The organism is Brachybacterium vulturis (assembly GCF_043641765.1).
Classification (GTDB): Bacteria; Actinomycetota; Actinomycetes; order Actinomycetales; family Dermabacteraceae; genus Brachybacterium; species Brachybacterium vulturis_A.
In genome coordinates, this window is record NZ_JBHZRO010000005.1 from 91,961 (window position 1) to 117,029 (window position 25,069).

The window sequence follows — 25,069 nt, forward strand, 5'->3', positions numbered from 1 at the left end:
TGCAGCGCACCGGGGTCTAGAATTCACCACCCCGCCACGATGCTCGTGGAGGTCGCGCGCCGGGGTGAGCAGACCCCGCTCCACGGTGACCGAGGAGGCCCTGTGCGCCCGCTCGTGACGACCCAGAACATCACCGCCGACGGCTCGATCGAGATGCTCGATGACTGGTTCGACCCCACCGACTCCCCCGCCGATCAGCACGCGATCCTGCAGCGGGACAGCGCCGCCTGCGACGCGATCCTGCTGGGCCGGCAGACCTTCGAGGACTTCCGCGGCTATTGGCCGGCCCGGACCGACGACGCCACCGGCATCACCGACGAGCTGAACCAGCTGACCAAGTACGTGGTCACCTCGACCATGACCGACCCGGCCTGGGAAAATTCCACGCTGCTGAGGGGCGACCCGGTCGAAGCAGTGCGCGACCTGACGCAGGGCGAGGGCGCGGAGATCTCGCTGACCGGCTCGATCACCCTGTGCCATGCCCTGATCGCGGCCGGGCTGGTGGACGAGTACCGGCTGTGGACCTATCCCTACGTGCAGGGTCGCGGGCGTCGGCTGTTCCCGGACGGCCACCGTGAGCGGCTCGAGCTGCTCGAGCACCGCGCCTTCTCCTCCGGCGTCACCTACACCCGCTGGGCGCCCAGGAAGGATTGACATGACCACCTCCGCCCTCCCACCCGTCACCGATCCCGCGACCTGGCGGCGCGAACTGGACGCGCTCGCAGCCCTCTACGGACCAGGAGCCCGCTCATGAGCACCGGACCCGCCCCCTCCCACGACGCCGCCGCACCGGTCCCGGGCCGGGACCACTACATCGTCTCGCGCACCGTCGCCGCCTCCCCGGCGGAGGTGTTCGCGCTGCTCACCGATCCGTCGCGGCACTCCGAGACCGAGCCGACCGACTGGGTGCGCGCCTCTTTGGAGGCGGACCCCGCGCCGCTGACGGAGGTCGACCAGATCTTCGGCATCGAGATGTTCCATGAGAACGCCGGCGGCCGCTACGACATGCACAACCGTGTGATCGCCCTCGAACCCGAGCGCACCATCGCCTGGCAGCCCGGTCAGTACGGGCCCGACGGCACCTGGGGCGGCGGCGGCTGGACCTGGCGGTACGACCTCGCGCCCATTGGTGAGGGCACCCGCGTCACGGTGACCTACGACTGGCGGGCGGTGCCGCAGGAGCTGCGGGAGGAGTTCGGCCTGCCGCCCTTCCCGCCGAGCTTCCTCGAGGAGGGGCTCGCCGCACTGGAGAAGGCGGTGGTCACCGGATAGCCCGGCACACGGCGGCCCCGCCCGTTGACGACTGAACTGTCGGTGGCCGCGGAGCCGTTCCGCCTCGCGACAACCCTGCCGCCCCGGTGTCACCCCGGTGTCGCCCGGAGCCGCCCCGGTGTCACCCAAGATCCTGTCGAGCCGTGGGAAGTGTGCGGTAAGAAGCCCTGTGCTGCACATTTCCTACGCCTCGGCCCCCGGGATTCACCAGGTCGGGCGCGCTGCCCCCGGGCCCCGGGGACGAGGGCCCCGGGGGCGAGAGACGCGGGGACGGCCGCTCCGTCCCGTCAGCTCTGCGCGCCCCCTGCCGCCTCCGGGCGCCGCGAGAGCCGGGAGGCCAGCAACGGGAACACCAGCACCGTGATCGCCCCGCCGGTGACCATCGCCGAGGCCACGGTGACCGAGATCAGTCCCGAGCTCGAGGCGATCTGGGTGACCGCGACGATGATCGGCAGCCCGGTCGCGGCGTACAGACCCAGCGCCACCTTCTCCCGCGGGGTCTCCAGGCCCGACCCGGAGGAGCTCCACAGCTCGCGCGCGAGCACCGGGAGGCCCCGCACCACCACGATCATGCCCACGAACCCCAGCAGCAGCGGCCAGACACCGAGCACGGCGAGGACGTCGATGCTCATCCCGCTGGTGAGGAAGAAGACCGGGATCAGCAGGCCGAAACCCATCACCTCCACCTTGTGCATGATCTCCCCGACGTGCTGCGGTGCGCCGCCGCGCAGCGCGGTGTGCAGCAGCAGACCGGCGGCGAAGGCTCCGAGGGCGACGTCGAGCTCCAGCACCGCCGTCAGCAGCATCAGCGAGATCATCACCCACACCGTGATCCGCACGATGGTCTGCATCGTCGAGTCGGAGGCGGCGGCGAAGGCCCGGCCCAGCAGCGGCACCTTGCGGAAGAGCCGCGCGGGGACGGCCACGATCACCACCGCCAGCACCGCGAACAGCACCAGCACGGCCGCCGCCTGGAGGGTGGCGCGCGTGGTCAGCAGCAGCGACATCGCGATCACGGGCAGCAGCTCGCCGTAGGCGCCGTGGATCATGGTCGCCGTGCCCAGCGGGGCCTCCAGGGCGCCGGAGTCCTTGAGGATCGGCAGCAGGGTGCCCAGCGCCGTGGAGGTCGCGGCGATGCCGAGCACGGCGGCGATCTGCCAGTCACCCCCGGCGATCAGCAGCCCCGCGCCCACGCCGAGGCTCACGCAGAGCAGCCAGGTCAGGGCGGCGCTGCGCCCCGCCCGGCTGCGCATGTCGGAGGTGTTCACCTCGAAGCCCGCCAGCAGGAACAGGAACCCGAGCCCGAGCTCGCGCAGGAAGGCGACGGCCTGGGTGCTCTCGGCGAGGGCCAGCGCGTGGGGCCCGATCACCATGCCCAGCACCAGCAGCCACACCACGTCCGGGATGGTGCGGCGGGTCGCCAGGGCGAGAATGGGGGCGAGCACCGCCGCTGCGGCGATCCACCACATCGACTGCAGGTTCTCGATGAGGATCGTGGACTCGTGCATGGGCGAAGACTACGTGCCGCCGTCGAGTTCGAGGAGACGAAGCGGAGAGTTGGATACGGTGGGGGCATGTCCGTCTCAGAGCTCTCCACCAGCGCCCAGAACTACCTCAAGGCGGTCTGGAGCCTGGCGGAATGGTCGAAGGAACCGGTCACGACCTCCGCCATCGCCGAACGGGTGGGGGTGCGGCTGTCCACGGTCTCGGACGCGGTGCGGAAGCTCGCCGAGCAGGGTCTGCTCGAGCACACCCGGTACGGCGCGATCGGGCTGAGCGCGGAAGGGCGCGCGCACGCGCTGTCGATGGTGCGCCGTCACCGGCTGATCGAGACATTCCTGGTGGAGACCCTCGGCTATGGCTGGGAGGAGGTCCACGACGAGGCCGAGCATCTCGAGCACGCCGTCTCCGACCTGCTGGTGGACCGGATCGATGCCCTCCTGGGCCACCCCGCGCGCGACCCGCACGGTGATCCGATCCCCACCGCCGCCGGTGAGGTGGAGCTCCCCGATGCCCGCCTGCTGACCGAGGTCCCGGCCGGGAGCTCGGCGGTCGTCGAGCGCATCTCCGATGCCGACCCCCGGCTGCTGTCCTTCTGCGCCGAGCAGGGCATCACCGTCGGCGCGGGCCTCGAGGTGGCCGCCGGCCCGGCGTTCTCCGACTCCGTGGAGGTCTCGGTGCCCGGGGCCTCGACCCGGGTGCCGCTGGGGCGCTCGGCGACGGATGCGATCTGGGTGAGCACCCCTGCCTGAGGCAGTTCCCGGGCTCAGGGGCGCGGTGCCGCCGGGATCTGTGTCCCGCCCCTCGCCTCGGCGACTCCAGCCCGGCCGGCCGGGTGGTGCGTGCCGAGCGCGCCGGCCGCGTCCGTCGGCTCGCCGCCGGCCGGCGGCCCGTCGGTGCCCATCGGCTCGTCGGTGCGAGCGCCCGCCCCGCCCGTCCCCCGGCTGCGGCGGCGCCGGGCGAGCAGCAGGCGCGGCAGGACCCCGTAGCGCGGGGCGAGCAGGTAGACCAGCGTGAAGATGGCGCCCTGGACGAGGACGATGAGCCCCCCGGAGGAGGCATCGACCCAGTAGCTGAGGAAGATGCCCGTCACCGAGGCGAGCACGGAGATCGTCGGCGCGATCAGCAGCATCCGCCCGAAGCGGTCGGTGAGCAGGTGCGCGGTGGCACCGGGGATGATCAGCATCGCCACCACCAGCACCACGCCCACGATCTGCAGCGCGACCACGGCGGTCACCGCCAGCAGGCCCAGCAGCAGCGCCCCCAGCCGGCGCGGGGAGAGCCCGATCGCCTGGGCGTGGGTGGGGTCGAAGGCGTAGAGGGTGAGATCGCGCCGTTTGAGCACAAGGGCCACGAAGGCGACCCCGGCGAGCACGCCGATCTGGAGCAGATCACCGGAGGAGACGCCCAGGACGTTGCCGAACAGGATGTGGCCGAGGTCGGTATGGCTGGGCGTGACCGAGATCAGCACCAGGCCGAGGGCGAACAGGGTGGTGAACACGATCCCGATCGCGGCGTCCTCCTTGATCCGGCTGGTGCCGCGGAGGGTCCCGATGAGCGCCACGGCGAGCATCCCGAAGACGATCGCCCCGACCGCGAAGGGCACCCCGACGATGTAGGAGAGCACCACGCCGGGCAGCACGGCGTGCGAGACGGCGTCGCCCATCAGCGACCAGCCCACCAGCACCAGCCAGCACGACAGCAGCGCGCACACGATCGCCGCGGCGACCGTCGCGGCCAGCGCCCGCACCATGAACTCGTACTGCAGGGGCTCCAGGAGCAGATCGAGCGGGTTCACCGTGCCTCCTCGCGGGTCAGCGGGTCCAGGCCGAACGCACGGCCCAGCATCTGCGGTGCGAGCGCCTCGGCGACGTCGCCGTGGAACAGGACGCGGCGCCGCAGCAGGATCGCGGAGTCGGCGAGCTGGGGCAGGGCGTGCAGGTCATGGCTGGAGACCAGGACGGTGCAGTCAGCGGCGGCGAGCTCGCGCAGCAGAGAGACGATCGTGGCCTCGCTGCGCTTGTCGACGCCGGCGAACGGTTCGTCCAGCAGCAGGATGGAGGCGCCCTGGGCCAGGCCCCGCGCGACGAACGCCCGCTTCTTCTGCCCCCCGGAGAGCTGGCCGATCTGGCGATCGGCGAGGTCGGTGAGCTCGACGCGGTCGAGCGCGGCGGCGACGGCCTCGTGATCGACGTGGCGCGGCCGCCGGGTCAGGCCCTGATGCCCGTATCGGCCCATCATCACCACATCGCGCACGCCGACGGGGAAGGTCCAGTCCACGTCCTCGCTCTGCGGCACGTACCCCACCAGGCCGCGGCGGCGGGCACGGGCCGGATCGCTCCCGTCCATCAGCACGCCCCCGGCGCTCGGGGTGACCATGCCCATGAGGGACTTGAACAGGGTCGACTTCCCCGAGCCGTTCATCCCGACCAGGCCGGTCACCTCGCCGGAGCGGATCTGGAGATCCACCTCCTCCACGGCGGTGACCGCGCCGTAGCGCACGGTCAGCCCGCTGATCTCGATGCTCATGCCGCCGCCTGCTCGCCGGTGAGGCCCGTGACGATGACGTCCGCATCGTGGCGGAGCAGCTCGAGATAGGTGGGCACCGGGCCGTCCGCCTCGGAGAGGGAGTCGACGTAGAGGGTCCCGCCGAAGCGGGCGTCGGTCGCCTCGACGACCTGCCGCATCGGCTTGTCCGAGACGGTGGACTCGCAGAACACCGCGGGGATCCCCTGGGCGCGCACGGTTTCGATGACACCGGCGATCTGCTGCGGGGTGGCCTGCTGCTCGGCGTTGACCGGCCAGAGGTAGTGCTCCTCCAGCCCGACGTCCCGCGCGAGATAGGAGAACGCCCCCTCGCAGGTCACCAGGGCCCGCTCGGTCTCGGGGAGGGTCTCGATCTCCGCGATGAGGTCGTTCTGGATCGCGCGCAGCTCGCGCTGGTACTCGGCGGCGTTGTCCGCGTACTCCTGCGCATGCTCGGGATCGAGGTCGCTGAAGGCCGCCACCATGTTGTCCACGTAGATCTCGACGTTCTGCGGGCTCATCCAGGCGTGGGGATTCGGGGTGCCGGCGTAGGCGTCGCCGGTGATGTCGAGGACCTCGATGCCCTCGGAGACCACCGCGTGGGGTACCTCGGCGGAGTCGACGAACTGCGCGAACCACGCTTCGAGGTGCAGCCCGTTGTCCAGGATCAGATCCGCCTCCGAGGCCTTGGCGACGTCGCGGGGAGTCGGCTCGTAGCCGTGGATCTCGGCGCCGATCTTCGTGATCGACTCGATCTCCAGGTGCTCACCGGCGACGTTCTGGGCGATGTCCTGCAGCACGGTGAAGGTGGTGAGCACGGTGGGCACATCCCGGTCGCCGCTCGCCGAGGGCGCGGCGCCGCCGCAGCCGGCCAGTGCCAGCAGCGCTACCACCGCTGCCGCGATCGCTCTGCGCGCCCTCACCCTTCGGTGACCCGTCACCACAGCTTCCTCCCGTCGCTCCATTGGAGTTCGGTGCACCGAACTTCACAGAGCATACCCCTCCGCCCGCGTCGCGACCACTCCCGCCGGGAGCCGTGTCCGAGGAGGAGCCTCGGCGCGGGTGAGGTCGAGTCGTGGGTTCCGTGCCCCACAGCACCTCATGGCGCACAGAAGCTACGACTCGCTCGGAGAAGGGAGAGGGGGAAGGCGGAAGGGCGAGGGGAGGAGGAACGGGGGAGGGGGAGGGAGCTCCCTTCCGGACCAGGGAGCGGGAGCCGCGGCGGGCCGGTGGGTCCGCTCGGCTCGGTGATGCTCAGCGCGGCGGCGCTTCGCGCCGTACCGCGCGACTCAGTGCTTCCCGGCGTCCGAGCGCAGCGCGAAGGTCCCCTGGGCGCGGCGTCGGCCCTGGACGGGATGATCGGGGACGAGGGCGTCCAGGAAGCGGTACCCGCTGCGGGTGTAGGCGGCGCGCAGGTCACCGCCCTCGGCGGCGTCGCTCATGCAGCGCCACCAGTCGGTGATGTCGCCCCAGCCGGGAGCGGCGAGGGAGCCGCCGAACTGCTGGACGGCCAGGGCCGAGCACAGGGAGGCGAAGCGCAGTCGCTCCTCGAGCGGCCAGGAGGCGAGGGTGCCCAGCACCATCGCCGCGGCGAACACGTCCCCGGCGCCGGTGGTGTCGATCGCGGTGACCGGGACGGCGGGGCAGTACGCCTCTTCCCCCGTGCTGGAGTCGATCGCGTAGGAGCCGTGGGCACTGTCGGTCACCACGGCGAGCGGCACCTTCTCGGCGAGCGCGCGCACCGCCTTGTCGGGGCTGTCGGTGCGGGTGTAGGCCATCGCCTCGAGGGCGTTGGGGGTGAAGGCGTGGCAGTGGGTGAGCGGGGCGAGGTCGGCGGGGTCCCAGCGGCCGGTCTCGTCGAAGCCGATGTCGGCGAAGACCAGCGAGCCGCGCTGGGCGAGCTGCGCCCACCAGGAGGTCTCCCCCGCCAGGTCCACCACGGCGGCCCGGGCGGCGGGCGCGGCGGCGATGAGGGTGGAGAGCGGTTCGGGCAGGTCGTGGCCGTGGGTGGCCATCGCCCGGTCGCCCTCGGCGGCGATGGAGACGGTCAGCGCCGAGTGGAAGTCGTCGAAGCGGCGCGAGGCGGAGAGGTCGATGCCCTCCTCGTGCGCCATGGTGTGCCACATCCAGTCGGCGTAGGCGTCGTCCCCGAACCCGGCGACCAGTCCGGTGCGCAGCCCCAGCCGGGCGGCGGCGGTGGCGAGGTTCGCGATCCCGCCGGGGCTGGAGCCCATGCCCCTGGACCACAGCTCCTCCCCGGGCCGGGGCAGGCGCTCCATGCCGGTGAAGACGATGTCGAAGAACACCGTGCCCGAGAGCAGCACGTCCAGCGGCGGGTCGGCGGGGGTGCGCTGGGCGGCCAGCGGGTCCCAGTCCTGGCAGCCTGCGGCCTCACGGGGCGCCGGGGTCGAGGCACCGACGGGGCGAGCGGGATCGACGGGCTGGGCAGTGGGCTGGCCGGTGGGCTGGGGGGACATCACTTGGCGACTCCTTCGAGCATTCCGCGGATGAAATGGCGCTGCAGGAACAGGAACAGGATCACGGTGGGCAGAGCGACGATCACCGCGCCCGCGGCGAGCAGTGCGGTCTCGGCGGTGTACTGGCCCTGGAAGTTCGCCAGCCCCAGCGGAGCGGTGCGCAGCTTGCCGCCGGGCGCCATGATCAGCGCGATGAGGAATTCGTTCCAGGTCCACATGAACACCAGCACCAGCATCGTCACGATCGCGGGCCGGGAGGCGGGCACCAGGATCCTCACCAGGGCCTGCAGCGGACCCGCGCCGTCCAGCGCGGCGGCCTCGAGGAAGCTGGTGGGCAGCGCCCGGAACTGCGCCCGCAGCCAGAAGGTCCCGAAGGCGATCGACTGCGCCACCTGCGGCATCGCGATCGCGACGTAGGTGTCGGTCAGGCCCAGGGCGCGCAGGTCGAAGAACAGCGGGATGATCGTCGCCTCGGCAGGGATCATCATCCCCACCAGGAACAGATAGAACAGCGGCGTGGCACCGCGGAAGCGCATGGTGCCGAAGGCGTAGCCGGCACCGATCGCGAGAACCGTCGCCAGGCTCACCACGATCGCGGCGACCACCACGGAGTTCCCCAGCGATCTGCCGAACCCGCCCACGGTCCAGGCCTCGACGAAGTTCGAGAGGTAGAACCCGTCGGGCTGCCCCAGCGGCGCGGACACGGAGGTGACGAGGATGGTGAGCACCGGACCCAGCGCGAACAGCGCGAAGGCCCCCAGGACCACGTAGTTCATCATCGTCTCGGCGCGGGAGACCCTCATGACTCACGCTCGCCGATGCGGGTCACGCCCACGTTGATCACGAAGATCAGCGCCGTCAGCACGATCGCGACCGCCGAGGCGGAGCCCACCTCGCGCAGGTCGAAGGCTCGGAAGTAGACCTCGTAGCTGGGCACGGTGGTGGAGTTGCCGGGCCCGCCGGAGGTGGTCAGGTAGACCAGGTCGAAGGTCTTCAGCGCCGCGATGATCGTCAGCACCAGCGCGACGGTGATCTCGCCGCGCACCGCCGGCAGGGTGATCGCGAAGAACTCCCGCACCGCACCCGCCCCGTCCAGACGAGCGGCCTCGAACAGCTCGGCGGGGATGCGGCTCATGCCCGAGAGCATCAGCAGCATCACCAGCCCCATCTCCACCCAGGTGCCGATGAACCCCACCGCGGCCAGTGCCGTGCCGGGATCCCCCAGCCAGCCGTGGGTCAGCGCATCGAGCCCCACCATCCCCAGCAGCGTGTTCAGCAGGCCGCTGGGCGAGTAGATCTGCCGCCATGCCACCGCGACCACCACCAGGGCGATCACCTGCGGCAGGAAGATCACGGCGCGGAAGAAGCCCATCCCCCGCACCTGCCCGCGTCGCAGGATCGCCGCCAGCACCAGGCCCACCGCCAGCGGGATCACCGCGTAGAAGACGATCAGCACCAGGGCGTTGCCGATCGCGGCCAGGAAGTCCGCATCCCCGGCCAGGTCCACGTAGTTGCTCAGCCCCACGAAGGTGGAGGCGCCGAATCCCTTCCACTCGAACAGGGAGAACTGCGCCGCCCGCCCCAGCGGGTACAGCGCGAACGCGCCGTAGACCAGGAAGGCCGGGAGGATGAACAGGTACGGGGTCAGCGAGCCGCGGGCGACTGCGGAAGGCCTTCTGCGACCGGAGCCGGGCATGGCTCCCGGCGAGGTGGCAAATCTGCCACCTCGGCTCGCCATCGGCCCGTCGGCGACAGCATCCCCCGACCTACCGGACGCCATGGGGTCAGGATCCCTCGGTGAACGCGCCGTAGTCCTCCTGCAGTGCCTCCGCGGCGCCGGCGGCATCGATCCGGCCGCCGATGAGCTCCTGCAGGGTGGCTCCGGCGGTCTCGGCGAAGGTCGGGGTCGCGTAGTCGAGGTAGGGCAGCAGGGTGCCCTCGGTGGTGACCGCGTCGAACGCCTCGTAGATGTCCTTGTTCACGCCGGAGGCCGGGGCGAGTTCAGCGGTGCGGTTCACCGGCATGCCGCCGTTCTCGGCGATCATCGCCATCGCGTCATCGCTGGTGATGAAGTCGATGTAGGCGGCGGCCGCGGCCGCGTTCTTCGCCGCGGCGGGGATCGAGAAGGGGATGCCGGTGCCGCCGGTGGTGGCGACCTTCGAATCGGCCCCGGGCGGTGGGGCCATGAAGCGCAGGTCCTCGCCCATCACGGCCTCCATATCGGGCCCGAGCCAGTTGCCGCCGATCAGCAGCACGCCCTCGCCCTCGGTGAACAGCGGCCAGGCGTCGTCGTAGGCGAGCCCGTTCGGGGACTCCCCCAGCGCGCCGCTGGTGCCCCATTCACCGAACCGGCTGAGGGCGGCGAGGTTGTCCTCGCTGGTCCAGTCCGCGCCGGCGTTGCCCATGCCGAGGGTGACGATCCTCTGGGCGTCCACGAAGTTGGCCTGCAGCGGTCCGAAGACGTGCAGGGCCGGCCACTGGTCGAGGTTGCCCAGCATGATCGGCCTCTCGCCGGCCTCCGCTGCGGCATCGACCAGCAAGAACAGCTCCTCCCAGGTGGCCGGGGCCTGCAGCCCGAGCGCGTCGAGCTTCGTCTGGGAGTAGAAGATCCCGCAGACCTCGCCGGTCTGGGCGAGGCCGTAGAGGTTGCCCTCACCGAAGGTGACGCCGTCGCTGGAGTACTGCATCTTGCTCAGCACGCTGGGGCTGAAGCGGTCCATCCAGCCGTAGGCCTCGGCGTAGCCGGTGAGATCGGTGAGCAGTCCATCGGCCACGAAGGTGCCCATGTCACCGCGGGCGTTGTTGACCTGGAGCACGTCGGGGACGTCGTTGCCGGACAGGGCCAGGCCCGTCTGCTGCTGGAGGTCGTCGAAGGACTGCGCGTTGCGGTCGATCGTGACGTTGGGGAACTTCTCCTGGAAGCTGCCGATCAGCGCCTCGATCGCGTCGTTCTGCGCGCCGCGCACCTCCTGGTCCCACACCACCAGGGTGAGGTCGCCGAGGGAGGCGATATCGGTCTCGACCTCATCGGCCGCAGGGGCGGTCTGCCCGCCGCCACCGGTCTCGGAGCCGGGGGCGCAGGCCGCCAGGGCGCCAAGGCCGCCGAGCGCGGCCGTCGCACCGAGGAAGTTCCGTCGAAGCATGATGTCCTCCTGAAGGGGTCCGCGGATCCGCGCCTCGCTGCCGCCGTCTCCGCCACCAGCAGATGTGGTGCGAGACACCATGGTGACACGATCTGCTCGTCCTTGCACGCTTCTGCTCGAAGATGCATGGAGATGCTCGCTCGGTGCTACGGTAGCGCCATGCTGAGTGAAGAGCGTCACCAGGCGATCTCCTCGGCCCTGCGCCGCAGCGGGGCCGTCACGGTCGCCGTCCTCAGCGCTCAGCTCGAGGTCTCCGAGGCAACCATCCGTCGTGACCTCGACCTCCTCGCGAAGGCCGGTGCGCTGCGGCGAGTGCGGGGCGGAGCGACCGATGCGCGCGGCTCCGTGCGCCCGGAGGCGGATCTGCGCTCCTTCGCCGACGTCGCCGGCACCGCGACCGCCGCCAAGCAGTCGATCGCGGCGCGCGCCTGCGCCGAGGTGCGGGACGGCGAGGTGATCGCCCTGGACATCGGCACCACCGTCGCGGCGATGTGCCCGCTGCTGGCGGAGCGCTCCCTCACCGTGGTCACCGCGTCACTCGCGGTGGTGCGGTCCCTCGCCGCCGCGCCCGGCATCGACATCATGATCCTCGGCGGTCTGCTGCGCCCCAACTACGACTCGATGGTCGGGACCCTCACCGAGTCCGCGCTCGGCCAGGTGCGCGTGGACCGCGCCTTCCTCGGCGCCGCCGGGGTGCGGCCCGACGGCGCCGTGCTCGATTCCACCCCCAGCGAGGTGCCGATCAAACGCGGCCTGCTCGATGTCGCCGCCGCCACCTATCTGCTCGCCGACCACGAGAAGTTCCCCGGCTCGGGCTTCCTGGAGATCGCGCCGCTGTCCCGCTTCACCGCCCTGATCACCGACCGCCCACCACTGCCCGTCGCCATCGCGCTCCCCGAGGGGGAGGACGTGGAGGTGCTGCTGCCATGAAGGAAGTGCCGCTGCCATGAAGCTCACCATCCTGGGAGGCGGAGGCTTCCGCGTCCCGCTCGTGTACGAAGCGGTGGCCACCGCCGCCACCGGACTCGCCGTGGACGAGGTGGCCCTGTACGACGTCGACCCCGCGCGCCTACGCACCATCAGCGCCGTGATCGAGGGGATCGCCGAGCGCCTGCGCGCCGAGGGGCATCGTGCGACACTGCCCCGACTCACCGCCACCACGGATCTGCGCGAGGCCGTGACCGGGGCGGACTTCGTGTTCTCCGCGGTGCGGGTGGGCGGCGCCGAGGCCCGCACCGTCGACGAACGGGTGGCGCTCGGCCTGGGCCTGCTGGGCCAGGAGACCATCGGTCCCGGCGGTCTCGCCTTTGCGCTGCGCACGATCCCCGTCGCCCTGGACATCGCCCGGACCATCGCCGAGCGCGCCCCCGAGGCCTGGGTCATCAACTTCACCAACCCCGCCGGGATCGTCACCGAGGCGATGCGCACCGTTCTCGGGGACCGGGTGGTGGGCATCTGCGACACCCCGATCGGGTTGGTGCGACGGGTGGGCCGACTGCTGGGTGTGGACCTGGTCGCCGGCGAGCGCGGCGCGAGCTTCGACTACGTGGGCCTGAACCATCTGGGCTGGCTGCGTTCGGTGAGAGTCGACGGCACCGATCGCCTGCCCGGGCTGCTCGCCGATGACGCCGCCCTCGAGGAGATCGAGGAGGCCCGGCTGATCGGCAAGGACTGGGTGCGCGCCGACGGGGCGCTGCCGAACGAGTACCTCTTCTACTACCTGCACACCTCCGCCGCGATCGAGCGGATCACCGGCGCCGCGACGACGCGGGGCGAGTTCCTCGCGAAGCAGCAGGGGGACTTCTACCTCGCGGCGGCGGAGGCCGGGGCCACCGGGGCCACCGACTTCGACGCTCAGCACCCCTCCGCCCCCGAACACCGTGCCGAACGCAGCAGCCGATCCGACGGCGCCGACCCCGACCGCTGCTGCACCTCGCCGCTCCAGCTGTGGCGCTCCACCCTCCACGAGCGCGAGGCCACCTACATGGCCGAGTCCCGGGACGAGGAGCGGCGCGAGGAGGATATCGCCGGCGGCGGCTACCAGGAGGTGGCGCTGCGGCTGATGACCGCGATCGCCACCGGCCGCAGCGAGCGGATGATCCTGGACGTGGGCAACGCCCCCGCCGGCAGCGACGCCCCGCCCGAGCAGCGGATCGTGCCCGAACTGCCGGCCGATGCGGTGCTCGAGGTGCTGTGCCTGGTCGACGGCGAGGGCGTGCACCCGCAGCCTGTGGCCCCGGTGGAACTGGGCCGGCTGGGCATGATGGGCACGCTGCGCGCGGCCGAGCGGAAGATCCTCGAGGCCGCCCTCACCGGGTCCCGGGAGGCGGCCTGGCAGGGCTTCTCGGCCCACCCGCTGGTGAGCTCACCGGTGCTGGGCCAGCAGCTGCTGGAGGGCTACATCGCCGGGCACCCGCAGATCGCGGCCCTGCTCGGCGAGGGCTGAGCTCCGGGGCAGGACCGAGCACCGCCCGGATCCCGCGGCACCCGCCTCGGGGCAGGCGGCGCCGCGGCCGAGCCGTCGGCTCAGAAGCCTGGATTCGCCGGGTCGGGGCCGATCCGTCCGTCGGCGCTGTCCAGGGCGTTGATCTTCTCGATCTCCTCGGCGGTGAGCTCGAGGCGCGCCGCGGCGAAGTTCGAGACGATCCGTTCGGGCGTGACCGACTTCGGGATCACGACGTTCCCGATGGCCAGGTGCCAGGCGATGATCACCTGGCCGGCGTCGGCGCCGTGGGCCTCCGCGATGGCGGTGATCACCGGGTCCCGCAGGATGTCACCGCCCTGCCCCAGCGGGGACCAGGCCTCGGTGAGGATGTCCCTGCCGGCATGGAAGGCCCGTAGCTCGCGCTGCTGGAACGCGGGATGCAGCTCGATCTGGTGCATCACCGGCACCACCCCGGTCTCGGCGATGATCTCCTCGAGCTGGGCGATCGGGAAGTTCGAGACACCGATGGACCGTGCCTTGCCCTGCTTCTGCAGCTCGATGAGCGCCTTCCAGGACTCGAGGTACGTCCCCCGCTGCGGGCTCGCCCAGTGGATGAGGTAGAGATCCACGTAGTCCGTCCCGAGCTTGTCGAGGGAGGTCTCCAGCGCCTCCTGCGCGGCGTCGAACCCCTGGTCCTCATTGGCCAGCTTGGTGGTGATGAACAGGTCCTCGCGCGGGATGCCGGCGGCCTTCACGGCCCGGCCCACGCCGCCCTCGTTCTGGTAGCCGGCCGCAGTGTCGAGGTGGCGGTAGCCGGCCTGGATCGCCTGGACGACGACGTCCGCCGCGACCTCGTCCTCGACCTGCCAGACGCCGTAGCCGAGCTGGGGGACGGATGCGCCGTCGTGGAACGGGAGAGCGGGAACTAAGGTCATTCGTGGGCCTCCTCGATAGGCATGTGCTCATTCACCCTACGACCGTGCTCTCCGGCGCGACAGACCTCGTCCATCCGGTAGGGCGCCCCGCCGGCCGGCACGGAGCCGTCATGGCGGACCGCCGGGCCGATTCGTCGTCGGGCCCGATACGGTGGCGAGGGCATCGCGCAGGCGCCGCGCACCAGCGCCCCCATCGCCCGCTGCCGGGCGGACCTCGCCGCCGAGCCGGCACTGCGGTGATCGCTTCGACCCCCAGACCGAACTCCGTCCCGAAACGAGCGTGACCCGTGAGCCTCACCCTGGTGCTGACCCTCATCGCCCTGGTGCTGGTCTGCGCGGTCATCCAGCGGGTCGCCGGGATGGGGCTGGGCATCGTCTTCGCCCCGTACGCCGTGGTGCTGATCGGCGCGCACGAGGGCATCATGCTGGCGAACTTCCTGGGCGGGCTCATGCCGATCGTGATGCTGCCGCGGATCTGGTCGCAGATCGAATGGCGCAAGGTGCTCTGGTTGGGACTGCCCGCCATCGCGGTGATGCCCGGCGCGGCCTGGCTCTCCACGATCTCGCCGCCCGCCCCGCTGTACCTGGTGGTGGCGTCGCTGGTGCTGCTGAGCCTGGTGATCTCGGTGCTCCTGGCCCGCGTGAACACCACGGTGGACGGGCGGTCCACACAGGTCGCCACGGGGATCGGGATCGGGCTGGGCACCGTGCTCGGCGGCGTCGGCGGCCCGGCCGCGACGGTCTACGCGGTGCTCTCGCGGTGGCCGGCGCTGCCGATGGTGGCGACGCTGCAGCCGCTGTGGATCCTGGTCTCCTGGGTCTCCTTCGGCTCGAAGCTGGCGTGGGACGACGGCCAGCTGCCCGAGCTGCCCTGGTGGGTGTGGGTCGCGATGCTCGCGGCCGTGGTGGTCTCCGTCGGCCTCGGGGAGCTGGTGCAGAAGCGGATGCGCGAGAGCGGCATCCATCGCCTGGTGATCGTGCTCGGCTTCGTCGGCGCGGCCCTGTCGCTGTGGACCGGGCTGCGACTGCTGCTGAGCTGAGCTCGGCGCGCACCGCCACCCGTCACCGCAGCGGCAGCGTCACCACGGCGACCGCCCGCTCCCCCGGCTCCGGCCGCAGCGTCACCGGACCCTCGCCGGGCACCTGCGCGATCTGGCGCACGGCTGCGGAGACCGGCGGATCCAGCTCCACCGGCCCGGCCGCAGGGTCCAGCAGCAGGGCGTACAGCGCCCGCTGCCCAGCGGCCGTCTCCCCGAGGGTGAAGCGCACCCCCTCGGGCGGGGTCGCGACCGCCTCGTGGAACCAGGGCCGGGTGGCGTAGATCGCCTCGCCGTGCGTGGCGAGCCACTCCCCCAGCTGCTCGAGGGCCGTGGCCTGCAGCGGCGGGATCGACCCGTCGGCGCGGGGGCCGACGTTGAGCAGCAGGTTCCCGTTCTTGGAGACGACGTCCACCAGCAGCCGGATCAGCTCCGTGCCGTCCAGCGCGTGCTCGGCGGATTCATCGGCGTTGTATCCGAAGGAGAGGCCCAGGCCGCGGATGGATTCGAAGACCTCGGCCTGCACGGCGGCGATGTCCTGGTACTCGCGGGTGAGCACGCCGTGCACGGGCACGCCCCAGCGGTCGTTGACCATGCCGTCCGGCATTGCGGCCAGGTGCTCGCGGAAGAGCTGCTGCAGGGAGTCGGGACCGTCGTACTTGCCGGCATCGGGCCAGTCGATGTCGTTCCACAGCAGGTCCGGGGCGAAGCGGTCGATCAGCTCCCGCAGCTGGTCAGCGGCGAACTCGGCGAAGGCGGGGTCGTTGCGCCGCAGCGCGAACAGCTCCTCGTTCGAGGTCAGCGGCGGGAAGTCGGAGACATGCCAGTCGTGGGCGCCGGAAAAGTAGAGCCCCAGGCGCAGCCCGGCCTCGCGCGCTGCGGCGGCGAACTCGGCGATCAGGTCACGGCCCGGACCGCGCCGCGCCGCGGTGAAGGGGGTTGTCGCGGAGCCCCAGAGGCAGAAGCCGTCGTGGTGCTTGGTGGTGGGGACGAGGTAGCGGGCCCCGGCGCGCACCGCGAGGTCGACGATCTGCGCGGGACTTCCTTCGGCGGGGTGCCAGTCGTCGGCGAAGTCCTCATAGGCATGGCCCACGCCGAAGCGCTGCTCGTGCCGCTGCTTCGTGGGGCCGTCCAGGCGCACGGTGTTCGCGTACCACTCGGCGTACTGGTGGCGGGCGTAGGCGTTCTCGGCGGTGACATCGCTGCGGTCCAGCACGTCCGCCCAGGCCGGGACCGAGTACAGGCCCCAGTGCACGAAGATCCCGAGCTTGGCGTCGCGGTACCAGTCCGGGACGGTGAGCTCGGGGTAGGCGGTGGCGGGGGCGGCGTCGGCCGGTCCGTGGCGGTCGTCGAAGCTGATCATGGGAGGCTCCCTCGGGGACGGGCCTGCTGTCCGTCTGCGGTCTCGTCGCCCGCCGCGGTGGGGGCGGTCCTCGTCCGCGGGGGCGGCGACCATGGCGGCAGCGGCTCCCGGGTGCGAAGATGTCGCCCACGTTATCAATCGCTTAAGTTCCGGGAGCTCCCATGCCTGCCACGACGCAGCCCATCCCTGCGCCCCCGCGTCTGGGCCTCGCCGGCATCGCCATCGAGTCCTCCACGTTCACGCCGTACCGCTCCGGAGCTGACGACTTCGAGGTGCGCCGCGGCACTATGGAGATCCTGGACCGCTACCCCTTCGAGCCGCCGACCGCCGACTACGTCGGTATCCTCCACGCCCGCGCCCTGCCCGGCGGGCAGCTGGACCGCGAGGTGTACGAGGGCTGGAAGGCGGAGATCGTCGAGGGCCTCGCGGCCGCGATGGCAGAGGCGCCGCTGGACGGCTTCTTCTTCGACATCCACGGCGCGATGAGCGTGGTGGGCCTGGACGACGCCGAGGGCGACCTGATCACCGCGATCCGCGCCGTGATCGGCCCCGAGGTCGTGGTGGGCACCGCGATGGACCTGCACGGCAATGTCTCGCACACTCTGTTCGAGGCCTGTGACCTGCTCACCTGCTACCGCCACGCCCCGCACATCGACGCCTGGGAGACCCGCGAGCGCGGGCTGCGGGACCTGGTCGAGGCCGCCGCCCGGGTGCGGGACGGCGGGCCGCGCCCCCACAAGGCGCTGGTGCACGTGCCGATCCTGCTGCCCGGGGAGAAGACCTCCACCCGCATCGAGCCCGCGAAGTCGCTGTACGCCCGGATCCCGGAGCTGACCGAGCGGCCCGGCGTGACCGACGTGTCCTACTGGATCGGCTTCGCCTGGGCGGACCAGCCCCGCTGCCAGGCCGCGATCGTCGCCTTCGGGGACGAGGCCGAGGCGGTCGCGGCCGCCGCCAAGGAGCTCGCCACCGCCGTGTGGGAGAAGCGGCACGAGTTCGAGTTCGTCGCCCCCACCGGCACCTTCGAGGACTGTCTCGACCAGGCGATCGCCTCGAGCGCGCGCCCGTTCTGGATCTCCGACTCCGGGGACAACCCGGGCGCCGGCGGCGCCGACGACACCACGCACGCCCTGGCTCAGCTGGCTGCTCGCGAGGAGATCCGTGCTGATCAGGTGAGCGCGCTGATGGTCTCGCTGGTGGACCCGGCCACGACCGATGCCGCCTGGGAGGCGGGTGTGGGCGGTCGGCTCACGGCCCGGGTGGGCGGGAAGATCGACGCCCGGGAGCCCGGCCCGGTGCCGCTGGCCGTCGAGGTCGCGGCGCTCGATGAGTCCGCGACGACGGGGCGCTCCGCCGCCCTGCGCGTGCTCGAGGCGGATCCGTCGGCCGGCCCCTCGACGGATCCGACCGTTCTCGCCGCGGCCCGACCGACCGGGCTCACCGTCGTGGTCACCGCGCGCCGCTCCCAGTGGGCGACCGCGTCGATGTTCGTGCGGCTCGGGCTGTCGATGACCGGCTTCGACGTGGTCACCGTGAAGATGGGCTACCTCGAGCCCGAGCAGTACGCGGCCGCCGCGGACTGGCTGCTGGCGCTGACCCCGGGCGGGGTGGACCAGGACCTGCTGCGGCTGGGCCACTCGCGGATCCCCCGCCCGATGATCCCCTTCGATGCCGAGATCCCGGCGCCGACGGCGGCCGATGTGGTGATCGGCGGCGGGGCGTAGACGCAGCCGGTTCCCCGCCGCGTCACGCCGGCGCTCGGACCTCTAGTCTCCGGCGGGCGGCGCCGAGTCCGTGATCCCGGAGTCACGGGAGCGCTGTGCCAGGGCGTTGACCAGGCCGGCGGCGCCGGCGGCATCGTCCACGGTGATCGCGACATCGCTGTGGCCCTCGCGGCGGAGGAGGATCCCGGGGCCGCGCCGCAGCACGAGGCCGATGCCGTGACGGGAGCGGCGGTACCCCCATCCGCCCCACTGCAGAGGGTCGATGTCGACGGGCTCTGCCACGCTCACGGCCTCCAGTGCGTAGGTGTGCCGTGGCCACCGCTGCGGCCCCCAGGACACCCGGACTCCGCTGCGATCGGCACGCACCGTGAGCTGGTGGGCCGCGATGAGCACGAGGCCGACGACGAGCACGGGCACCCCGGCGGCCGGAGCGGTGAACAGGAGCCCACCACCGAGGGCCACCAGGATGACGCCGATCAGCAGGAGGGGCAGCGAGCGCGCCCGGCCCATCCAGACGGCACGCTCCCCCGGCGTCAGGTCGAGCACCGGGACGCCGCCGGCGCCGGCCGCCTCCAGAGCGCCAGGGCGGGGCAGCACAGCATGCAGCAGAAGCGCCGGCAGCACCGGGCCGACCGTGACCAGCACCAGCAGCCACATCGGCAGCACCGCCTCGTGCGGGTCGCCGGAGTCGGCGGCTGCCACCATGGCGCTGATCGCCATCCCGCAGAACAGCCAGGCCAGGAACCCCACCACGAGGGTGGTCGAGGATCTGGCGCGGTCAGCCCGACCGGTCCACACGATCACGGCACCGAAACCCCCGGCAATGGCGCTGACCAGCAGCAGCACCCCGAGGAAGAGGGCACGGGGCAGAGTTTCGTCCACCGCGCCGCGCAGGCCCCAGTGCGAGGGCATCGGATCGGGCAGACGGCCCCACAGGATCAGGATCGCGATCAGGGTGAGCACGGGGGCCAGCAACAGCACCCCGGCGCAGAGATGGGCGCGCCACGGAGCGTCGGCGGTGGTGCGGGGTGATGAGGTCATGGTCAGGCCCTCCTGATCCGGTCAGCGAGCTGGTCGCGGTCGATCCCCAGGCGAGCGGCCAGCTCCATCAGTCCGGTGATGGCGGAGGTCAGCTGCGCCTCGTCACGGAGCACCGCCCGGTCCCCCGAGCGGATCTGCGCGCCCCGGCCGCGGCGCACCTCGACCAGTCCCTCCTCGCGCAGCTGGGAATAGCCGCGGAGCACCGTATGCATGTTCACGTCCAGTCCCTCGGCCAGCTCACGAGCGGCGGGAAGCCGATCCCCGGGCGAGAGCCGACCCTCGATGAGGGCGCGGCGCACCTGCGCCGCGATCTGGTCGGCCAACCCCTGCGAACTGGCCGGATCGATCCTGAACAACATGTTCGTATCGTACTAGAACAAGCCGTCCGGTCAAGATCTCGGCGCAGACCCGAGCCCCCTCAGGAATCCACCAACGTGACCTCGAAGGAGTAGCGCGAGGCGCGGTAGACGTGGAAGCCGTACTCGACCACGGAGCCGTCGTTGGCGAAGGACTTCCGCTCCATGGTCAGCAGCGCCGCGCCCAGCTCCTCGTCCAGCAGCTCGGCGTGCTCCTCGTCGGCGACGGTCGCACCGATCCGTTCATGGGCGAGGACGGTGGTGATCCCGGCCTCGCGCAGGCAGGCATAGAGGCCGTTGGCGGCGAGCGCCGCTCGGGTGGGGGCGATCCGCTCGGGGATGGTATTGCGCATGACGGCCAGCGGCTCGTCGTCGGCAAAGCGCACCCGGATCAGGTCCAGCACCTGCTCCCCCGGTGCCAGCTGCAGGCGGTCCACGGCCTCCGGGGACGGGCGCCCGATCCGGTATTCGACGATCTCGGTGCGGGGCGCCTTCCCGGCGGTGCGCAGGTCGTCGTACAGGGAGGTCAGCGCGACCTGCCGGTTCACCGGCGCCTGGATCACCTGGGTGCCCACGCCGCGCTTGCGCACCAGCATGCCCTTGTCCACCAGCTCCTGGATCCCCTGGCGCACCGTCGGCCGGGAGAGGCCCAGCCGCTTCGCGAGCGTCAGCTCGTTCTCCAGCCGGCTGCCGGGACCGAGCACGCCGCTGCGGATCGCATCCTCGATGCCGCCGGCGAGCTGCAGGTACAGCGGGGTGGAGCGGTCACGGTCGATCGCGAGGTCGAGGGTGATCGGGCCGTTCGCGGCAGGGGCGGCGTCGGCGGCAGCGGTGGGACTGTCAGCGCTCATCACGTGCTCCCTCGGGTCCGGGACGCTGGAGCAGGCTCACCTCGACGGCGCCGTCGGCCGTGAGGGACTGCTCGGCCGCCTCGCAGACGGCCGCGGCGACGTACCCGTCCCAGGCGGTCGCCGAGCGGGGGGCGACGAGGGAGCCGTCGGCCACGGCCGCGATCCAGGCCTGGACCTCGGCGTCGTAGGCGGCGGCGAAGCGGGGCCGGAAGTCGGCCGGGACGGTACCGCCCCAGCGTCGACCGGCCTGCTGGGTGGTGACCAGCCCGGTCTCCTGGCCGATGGTCGCGGCGCCCTTCGAGCCGACCAGCTCGGTGCGCACCTCGTAGCCGGAGCGCGTGCTCACATACAGCTCATCGGTGACCAGCGTGCCGGAGGCGGTGCGCAGCAGCAGCAGCATCGGGTCGCTGAGGCCTTCTGGGGCGTGCTCCGTGCTGCGGCCGGTGATCGTCTGCACCGAGACCACCGGCTCCTCGAGGAAGAAGGAGATCGCATCGATCTCGTGGACGGCCGAGTCGTAGACCATGTGCACGTTCGTGAAGCCGGGCAGCACGTCGGCGTTGCGGTGCTTGCAGTTCAGCAGCAGCGGGGTGCCCAGCTCCCCGGCCTCGAGCGCGTCCTTCAGCTCGCCGTAGCCGGTATCGAAGCGGCGCATGAAGCCCAGCGAGACCGAGGCGCGGCCGGACTCGTGCTCGGCGCGGACCAGGTCGTAGGCATCCGCGGGGTTCATCGCCAGCGGCTTCTCGCACAGCACGGGCTTGCCCGCGGCGATGCAGGCCAGCACCTGCTCGCGGTGGAACTGGCCGGGGCTGGCGATCAGCACGGCGTCGACGTCGTCGGCCGCGATCACCTCCTCGGGGGTGTCCACGACGCGAGCGCCGGGAGCGGCCTGGGCGACCGTCTCGGCGGTCTCGCGCAGGTAGTCGCTGACCACGCTGACGCGGGCGCCCTTGGTCCGGCGGGAGAGGCGCTCGACGTGGTCGGCGCCCATCCGGCCCACGCCGATCACGCCGACGCGGATGTCCTGCGGAGCTGCGGCGGGGGCAGTGCTCTGCGGCGTGCTGGGCGGGGTGTCCTGCGGTGCGTTCATCGGGCCTCTCCTGCGAGTCGGGGGTCGATCCCGGCGTCGTCCCAGGTGCCGCGCACCCAGGTCTGCTCGGGATGGTCGGTGATGTGCCAGGCCCGCTCGGCCTCCGGGCCGGCCATCACGTTGAGGTAGTACATGTCGTGGCCGGGGGCGGCGGCGCAGGGGCCGTGCCAGCCGTGCGGCACCAGCACGGCATCGCCGCTGCGCACCTCGGTGAGCACGTCGATGGGCTTGTCGTCCCCGCTCGAGGTGGTCTGGTGGACGCCGAAGCCGGGGCCGCCGTCGGGGGCGGGCTGGATCTCGTAGTAGTAGATCTCCTCGAGCATCGATTCCGGGTGCTCGGGATCCTCGCTGGTCTCGTCGTGCTTGTGGGCCGGGTAGCTGGACCAGTTGCCGCCGGGGGTGATGACCTCGCAGGCGATGAGGCTGTCCATCGCGTCGAAGGCCCCGACGGTGCCGAAGTTGCGGACCTTCCGGGTCATGTTCCCGCCGCCGCGGATCTCGACGGGCACGTCCTCGGCGCGGATCAGGGCGACCGGGTGGGCGCCGGTGGCCACGGCCGTGGCCAGGGCGAACCGGCCACCGCCGGGAGAGACGATGGTGAGCTGCGAGCCGACGGGCACGTAGAGCACGTCGGTCGCCGAGGCGAAGACGTCCGCGCGGCCGCGCAGCGTGTGGGTGCGGCCGTCGACGGAGACCTCGCAGCCGCCGCTGAGCGGCACGACCATCACCTCGACGCCGTTCGCGGTGACCACCTCGCTGCCGCCGGGCTCGAGGGCGAGCACGCGCAGGCCGGTGTGGACCCAGCCCTCCCGCGCGCCGGGGTCGATGATCGTCTCGTAGGGGCCGCGGCCGGTGGAGCCGGCGGGCAGATGGAATTCGGAGCTGGTGGGCATGGGGGCTCTCCTTCTCGAGGTGAGGTCGCGGGGCGGGGCTCAGCGGAGCATGTCGACCGAGGCGCGCACCGCCGCGGTGACGTCGTCCCCGGCCGGGTACAGCAGGGTGCGGCCGACGACCAGTCCGCGCACGTTGGGTCGGTCCAGGGCCCGCTTCCAGGTGGCGCGCAGGGCGACGGGATCGTCGTCGGTGGGGTCGCCGCCGAGGATCAGGGTGGGCAGGGTGGTGGCATCCATGACGCGCTCCATATCGTCCACCGCGGGCAGCTTCAGCCAGGTGAACGCGCTGGTGGCACCCAGCCCCTGGGCGATGTGGATGGATTTGATGACGGCCTCCGGAGAGAGGTCGTTCATGACCTTCGTGCCCGGCCCGCCGGGCCGTCCCGACAGGAACGGCTCGACCATCGCGATCAGCTCGTGGCGGGCGAGGTCGGTGACAGCGTGCGCGCTGGCCTCGAGGATGAAGGAGGTGCGATCGTCCTCCAGGTCGATGCGGGTGAGCATCTTGCCGCCGTCGAAGCCGGCCGCCCGGATCGAGGCGGCGTCATAGGCGGTGAAGCGGTCCTCGATCTCCCAGGACCCGCCCTGCAGGCCGCCGCGGTTCATCGAGGCGAACACGATCTTGTCCTCGAGCGCACCCATGACCAGCAGGTCCTCGAGGATGTCGGCGGTGCCGAGCACCCCGTCCACCCCGGGCACCGCGAGCGCCTCGCGCAGGCGGTCCAGCAGCTCGGTGCGGCTGGCCATCGCCTGGCCGCGGGGGCCGACGCCGAGGGCGCCGCGCGCGGGATGGTCGGCGGCGATGATCATCATCCTGCCGTCGGTGTCGGCGACCGTGCGGCGCCGACGGGTCGCGGCGAGGCGGGCGAACCGGCCCGGATCCTCGATCCGCACCCGTGTGACGTCCTCGTAGGTGGAGACGAACTCCGCGGCGGGCGTCGTGGACGGTGCCGTGTTCACGGCATCGGGGGCGGCGGTCTGCGAGGCGGCGGCGCTCATGCCCGCTCCCCTGCCGGCTCGATGACGCCGCGGCCGCGCAGCGCGCCGAGCATCTCCTCGACGGTCCGTCCGTGGTTGGGGTCGCCGCCCGCGATGAGCAGGTCGATCTCCTCGCCGGTGGGCATCGCGGTGGAGCACTCCAGGCGGCTGGTGACGATCGCCCCGGCCGCGTTGCAGCGGGTCAGGATGGTCTCGAGGTCCTGCCCGGCCAGCAGGCCGTGGCACAGGGAGCCGCCGAAGCTGTCCCCGGCGCCGAGGCCGTTGATCACCTGGATCAGGTTCGGGGCGACGACCACGTGCTCATCGCGGGTCTTGCCGAGCACGCCCCTCGGGCCCTGCTTGACGATCGCGATCTCGACGCCCGCCTCGAGCAGCGCATCGGCCGCCCGTTCGGGTTCGGTCTCGCCGACGGCGACCTCGCACTCCTCCGTGTTGCCCACGGCGACCGTCGTGTGCTGCAGCGCCTCGCGGTACTGCGCGCGGGCCTCCTCGGGGCTGGACCAGAACATCGGCCGATAGTCGAGGTCGAAGACGGTGTGCGCGGTGCGGCCGCGGGCCTCGAGCGCGGCGAGGTGGGCGGAGCGGCTGGGCTCCTCCGACAGGCCGGTGCCGGAGAACCAGAACAGCGGCACCTCCCGGATCGCGGCGAGGTCCAGGTGCTCGGGCGCGACCTGGAGGTCCGGGGCGCTGGGCTGACGGTAGAAGTACAGCGGGAAGTCATCCGGCGGGAAGATCTCGCACAGCGTGATCGGGGTGTTGAGCTGGTCGTTCTTCACCACGAAGCGTCCGGAGACGCCGAGCCGCTCCATCTCCTTGACCACAAAGCGACCGAAGGGATCGTCCCCCACACCGGTGATCACGGCCGGGGTGTGCCCGAGCCGCGCCGCGGCGACCGCGACATTGGTGGGGCTGCCGCCGAGGAACTTGCCGAAGCTGTGGATGTCCTCGAGCCCCTTGTCGATCTCCAAGGGGTAGATGTCCACGCCGCTGCGACCGAAGGTGATGATGTCGAGATCTGCTGCCATGGGTCTCCCTGCCTCTCTGCGTCGAAAACCTGGACCGATGCCGCTCGCAGCCGGCGCAGTGCACGACGGTCACGACGCTGCAGTGCGTGCTCAGCACCCTGTGCGGCAGTGCACAGTGCGCCGCTCCATGCATCCATGCTCCCACGCTCGCGTTCTCTTGTACAGACAAATGCTGGACATTGCTGACCATTGCGCGGAGAGGCGGCGCGGGACAGTCGCACCCCTGTCCGGCTCGAGGCGCTCGTCACGACGCAGGACACCATGCAACGACCGCCACGACCAGGATGAACATCGGTGACGACGGGTCCCGATATTGTCTTGACATGCGCAGCTCGTCGGGCCATGCTGGAGCATGATGACTTCACCGTTGAGCAGACCGTGCCCGGCGGTGCCATCCACACCCGCCCCTGCG

Annotated in this window: 23 protein-coding genes and 1 pseudogene; 7 read left to right on the top strand and 17 right to left on the bottom strand. The window is 71.7% G+C overall.

The annotated features are described in order from the left end of the window. The first annotated feature begins 102 nt into the window (after positions 1–102). Both ACHUEU_RS05420 and ACHUEU_RS05425 read left to right on the top strand, forming a co-directional pair. On the top strand, positions 103–654 hold the full coding sequence (locus ACHUEU_RS05420; protein ID WP_394214878.1) for a dihydrofolate reductase family protein: 552 nt from the start codon (positions 103–105) through the stop codon (positions 652–654). 96 nt (positions 655–750) lie between these two features. Next, positions 751–1,272 (top strand): SRPBCC family protein, encoded by a 522-nt coding sequence (locus ACHUEU_RS05425; RefSeq protein WP_394214879.1) that lies wholly within the window; start codon positions 751–753, stop codon positions 1,270–1,272. A gap of 287 nt (positions 1,273–1,559) precedes the next feature. On the opposite strand, the gene ACHUEU_RS05430 is transcribed toward ACHUEU_RS05425, so the two are convergent. Further along, positions 1,560–2,780, bottom strand: coding sequence for a cation:proton antiporter (locus ACHUEU_RS05430; protein WP_394214880.1), 1,221 nt, complete (start codon positions 2,778–2,780; stop codon positions 1,560–1,562). A 66-nt stretch (positions 2,781–2,846) separates the two neighbouring features. Here ACHUEU_RS05430 and ACHUEU_RS05435 point away from each other — a divergent pair, with 66 nt between their 5' ends. Further along, a complete protein-coding gene (locus ACHUEU_RS05435) occupies positions 2,847–3,524 on the top strand; it encodes a metal-dependent transcriptional regulator (RefSeq protein WP_394214881.1) in 678 nt (225 codons plus the stop codon). A 182-nt stretch (positions 3,525–3,706) separates the two neighbouring features. Here ACHUEU_RS05435 and ACHUEU_RS05440 read toward each other — a convergent pair. The 7 genes and pseudogenes from ACHUEU_RS05440 to ACHUEU_RS05470 all read right to left on the bottom strand — a co-directional run. Then, positions 3,707–4,570, bottom strand: a pseudogene (locus tag ACHUEU_RS05440) (metal ABC transporter permease); the annotation flags it as partial. Then, on the bottom strand, positions 4,567–5,301 hold the full coding sequence (locus tag ACHUEU_RS05445) for a metal ABC transporter ATP-binding protein (RefSeq protein WP_394214882.1): 735 nt from the start codon (positions 5,299–5,301) through the stop codon (positions 4,567–4,569). The gene ACHUEU_RS05445 and the pseudogene ACHUEU_RS05440, both read right to left, overlap by 4 nt. Next, positions 5,298–6,263: a metal ABC transporter substrate-binding protein gene (locus tag ACHUEU_RS05450; RefSeq protein WP_394214883.1), complete on the bottom strand. Its 966-nt coding sequence runs from the start codon at positions 6,261–6,263 to the stop codon at positions 5,298–5,300. The genes ACHUEU_RS05445 and ACHUEU_RS05450 overlap by 4 nt, the downstream gene beginning before the upstream one ends. Before the next feature lie 324 nt (positions 6,264–6,587). Then, the gene (locus tag ACHUEU_RS05455; protein WP_394214884.1) at positions 6,588–7,775 is read right to left on the bottom strand and encodes a carbohydrate kinase family protein; all 1,188 of its coding nucleotides are present in this window, start codon (positions 7,773–7,775) and stop codon (positions 6,588–6,590) included. Beyond that, positions 7,775–8,578: a carbohydrate ABC transporter permease gene (locus tag ACHUEU_RS05460; RefSeq protein ID WP_394214885.1), complete on the bottom strand. Its 804-nt coding sequence runs from the start codon at positions 8,576–8,578 to the stop codon at positions 7,775–7,777. The genes ACHUEU_RS05455 and ACHUEU_RS05460 overlap by 1 nt, the downstream gene beginning before the upstream one ends. Continuing rightward, a complete protein-coding gene (locus tag ACHUEU_RS05465) occupies positions 8,575–9,471 on the bottom strand; it encodes a carbohydrate ABC transporter permease (protein WP_394214887.1) in 897 nt (298 codons plus the stop codon). The genes ACHUEU_RS05460 and ACHUEU_RS05465 overlap by 4 nt, the downstream gene beginning before the upstream one ends. 88 nt (positions 9,472–9,559) lie before the next feature. Further along, the gene (locus ACHUEU_RS05470; RefSeq protein WP_394214888.1) at positions 9,560–10,918 is read right to left on the bottom strand and encodes an ABC transporter substrate-binding protein; all 1,359 of its coding nucleotides are present in this window, start codon (positions 10,916–10,918) and stop codon (positions 9,560–9,562) included. Positions 10,919–11,077: 159 nt separating this feature from the next. On the opposite strand from ACHUEU_RS05470, the gene ACHUEU_RS05475 reads away from it, so the two are divergent. Together ACHUEU_RS05475 and ACHUEU_RS05480 are read left to right on the top strand one after the other, a co-directional pair. Next, positions 11,078–11,848 carry a DeoR/GlpR family DNA-binding transcription regulator gene (locus ACHUEU_RS05475; RefSeq protein ID WP_394214889.1) on the top strand — a complete coding sequence of 257 codons (771 nt, stop codon included), beginning with the start codon at positions 11,078–11,080 and terminating at the stop codon, positions 11,846–11,848. Positions 11,849–11,864: 16 nt separating this feature from the next. Further along, positions 11,865–13,364, top strand: coding sequence for a family 4 glycosyl hydrolase (locus ACHUEU_RS05480; protein ID WP_394214890.1), 1,500 nt, complete (start codon positions 11,865–11,867; stop codon positions 13,362–13,364). An 80-nt stretch (positions 13,365–13,444) separates the two neighbouring features. Here ACHUEU_RS05480 and ACHUEU_RS05485 read toward each other — a convergent pair whose 3' ends face one another. Further along, positions 13,445–14,278, bottom strand: a complete 834-nt coding sequence (locus ACHUEU_RS05485) for an aldo/keto reductase (RefSeq protein ID WP_394214891.1) — start codon at positions 14,276–14,278, stop codon at positions 13,445–13,447. 287 nt (positions 14,279–14,565) lie between these two features. Here ACHUEU_RS05485 and ACHUEU_RS05490 point away from each other — a divergent pair, with 287 nt between their 5' ends. Then, a complete protein-coding gene (locus ACHUEU_RS05490; protein WP_394214892.1) occupies positions 14,566–15,318 on the top strand; it encodes a TSUP family transporter in 753 nt (250 codons plus the stop codon). 22 nt (positions 15,319–15,340) lie between these two features. On the opposite strand, the gene ACHUEU_RS05495 is transcribed toward ACHUEU_RS05490, so the two are convergent. Continuing rightward, the gene (locus ACHUEU_RS05495) at positions 15,341–16,678 is read right to left on the bottom strand and encodes an alpha-L-fucosidase (RefSeq protein WP_394214893.1); all 1,338 of its coding nucleotides are present in this window, start codon (positions 16,676–16,678) and stop codon (positions 15,341–15,343) included. A 161-nt stretch (positions 16,679–16,839) separates the two neighbouring features. Here ACHUEU_RS05495 and ACHUEU_RS05500 point away from each other — a divergent pair, with 161 nt between their 5' ends. Next, a complete protein-coding gene (locus ACHUEU_RS05500) occupies positions 16,840–18,402 on the top strand; it encodes a M81 family metallopeptidase (RefSeq protein WP_394214895.1) in 1,563 nt (520 codons plus the stop codon). A gap of 42 nt (positions 18,403–18,444) precedes the next feature. On the opposite strand, the gene ACHUEU_RS05505 is transcribed toward ACHUEU_RS05500, so the two are convergent. Genes ACHUEU_RS05505 through iolC form a run of 7 tightly spaced genes read right to left on the bottom strand, consistent with a single transcriptional unit; the run spans position 18,445 to position 24,657 of the window. Then, a complete protein-coding gene (locus ACHUEU_RS05505) occupies positions 18,445–19,443 on the bottom strand; it encodes a DUF1648 domain-containing protein (protein ID WP_394214896.1) in 999 nt (332 codons plus the stop codon). Positions 19,444–19,445: 2 nt separating this feature from the next. Beyond that, positions 19,446–19,802, bottom strand: coding sequence for a GntR family transcriptional regulator (locus tag ACHUEU_RS05510; RefSeq protein ID WP_394214897.1), 357 nt, complete (start codon positions 19,800–19,802; stop codon positions 19,446–19,448). Positions 19,803–19,861: 59 nt separating this feature from the next. Continuing rightward, positions 19,862–20,650, bottom strand: coding sequence for a GntR family transcriptional regulator (locus ACHUEU_RS05515; protein WP_394214898.1), 789 nt, complete (start codon positions 20,648–20,650; stop codon positions 19,862–19,864). Then, entirely contained in the window at positions 20,640–21,740 is a 1,101-nt protein-coding gene (locus ACHUEU_RS05520; RefSeq protein WP_394214899.1) for a Gfo/Idh/MocA family protein, read from the bottom strand. The genes ACHUEU_RS05515 and ACHUEU_RS05520 overlap by 11 nt, the downstream gene beginning before the upstream one ends. Continuing rightward, positions 21,737–22,633, bottom strand: coding sequence for a 5-deoxy-glucuronate isomerase (gene iolB / locus ACHUEU_RS05525; protein ID WP_394214900.1), 897 nt, complete (start codon positions 22,631–22,633; stop codon positions 21,737–21,739). Before iolB ends, ACHUEU_RS05520 begins: the two co-directional genes overlap by 4 nt. A 39-nt stretch (positions 22,634–22,672) precedes the next feature. Continuing rightward, the gene (locus ACHUEU_RS05530; protein WP_394214901.1) at positions 22,673–23,632 is read right to left on the bottom strand and encodes a Cgl0159 family (beta/alpha)8-fold protein; all 960 of its coding nucleotides are present in this window, start codon (positions 23,630–23,632) and stop codon (positions 22,673–22,675) included. After that, on the bottom strand, positions 23,629–24,657 hold the full coding sequence (gene iolC, locus ACHUEU_RS05535) for a 5-dehydro-2-deoxygluconokinase (RefSeq protein WP_394214902.1): 1,029 nt from the start codon (positions 24,655–24,657) through the stop codon (positions 23,629–23,631). The genes ACHUEU_RS05530 and iolC overlap by 4 nt, the downstream gene beginning before the upstream one ends. Positions 24,658–25,069 lie beyond the last annotated feature (412 nt).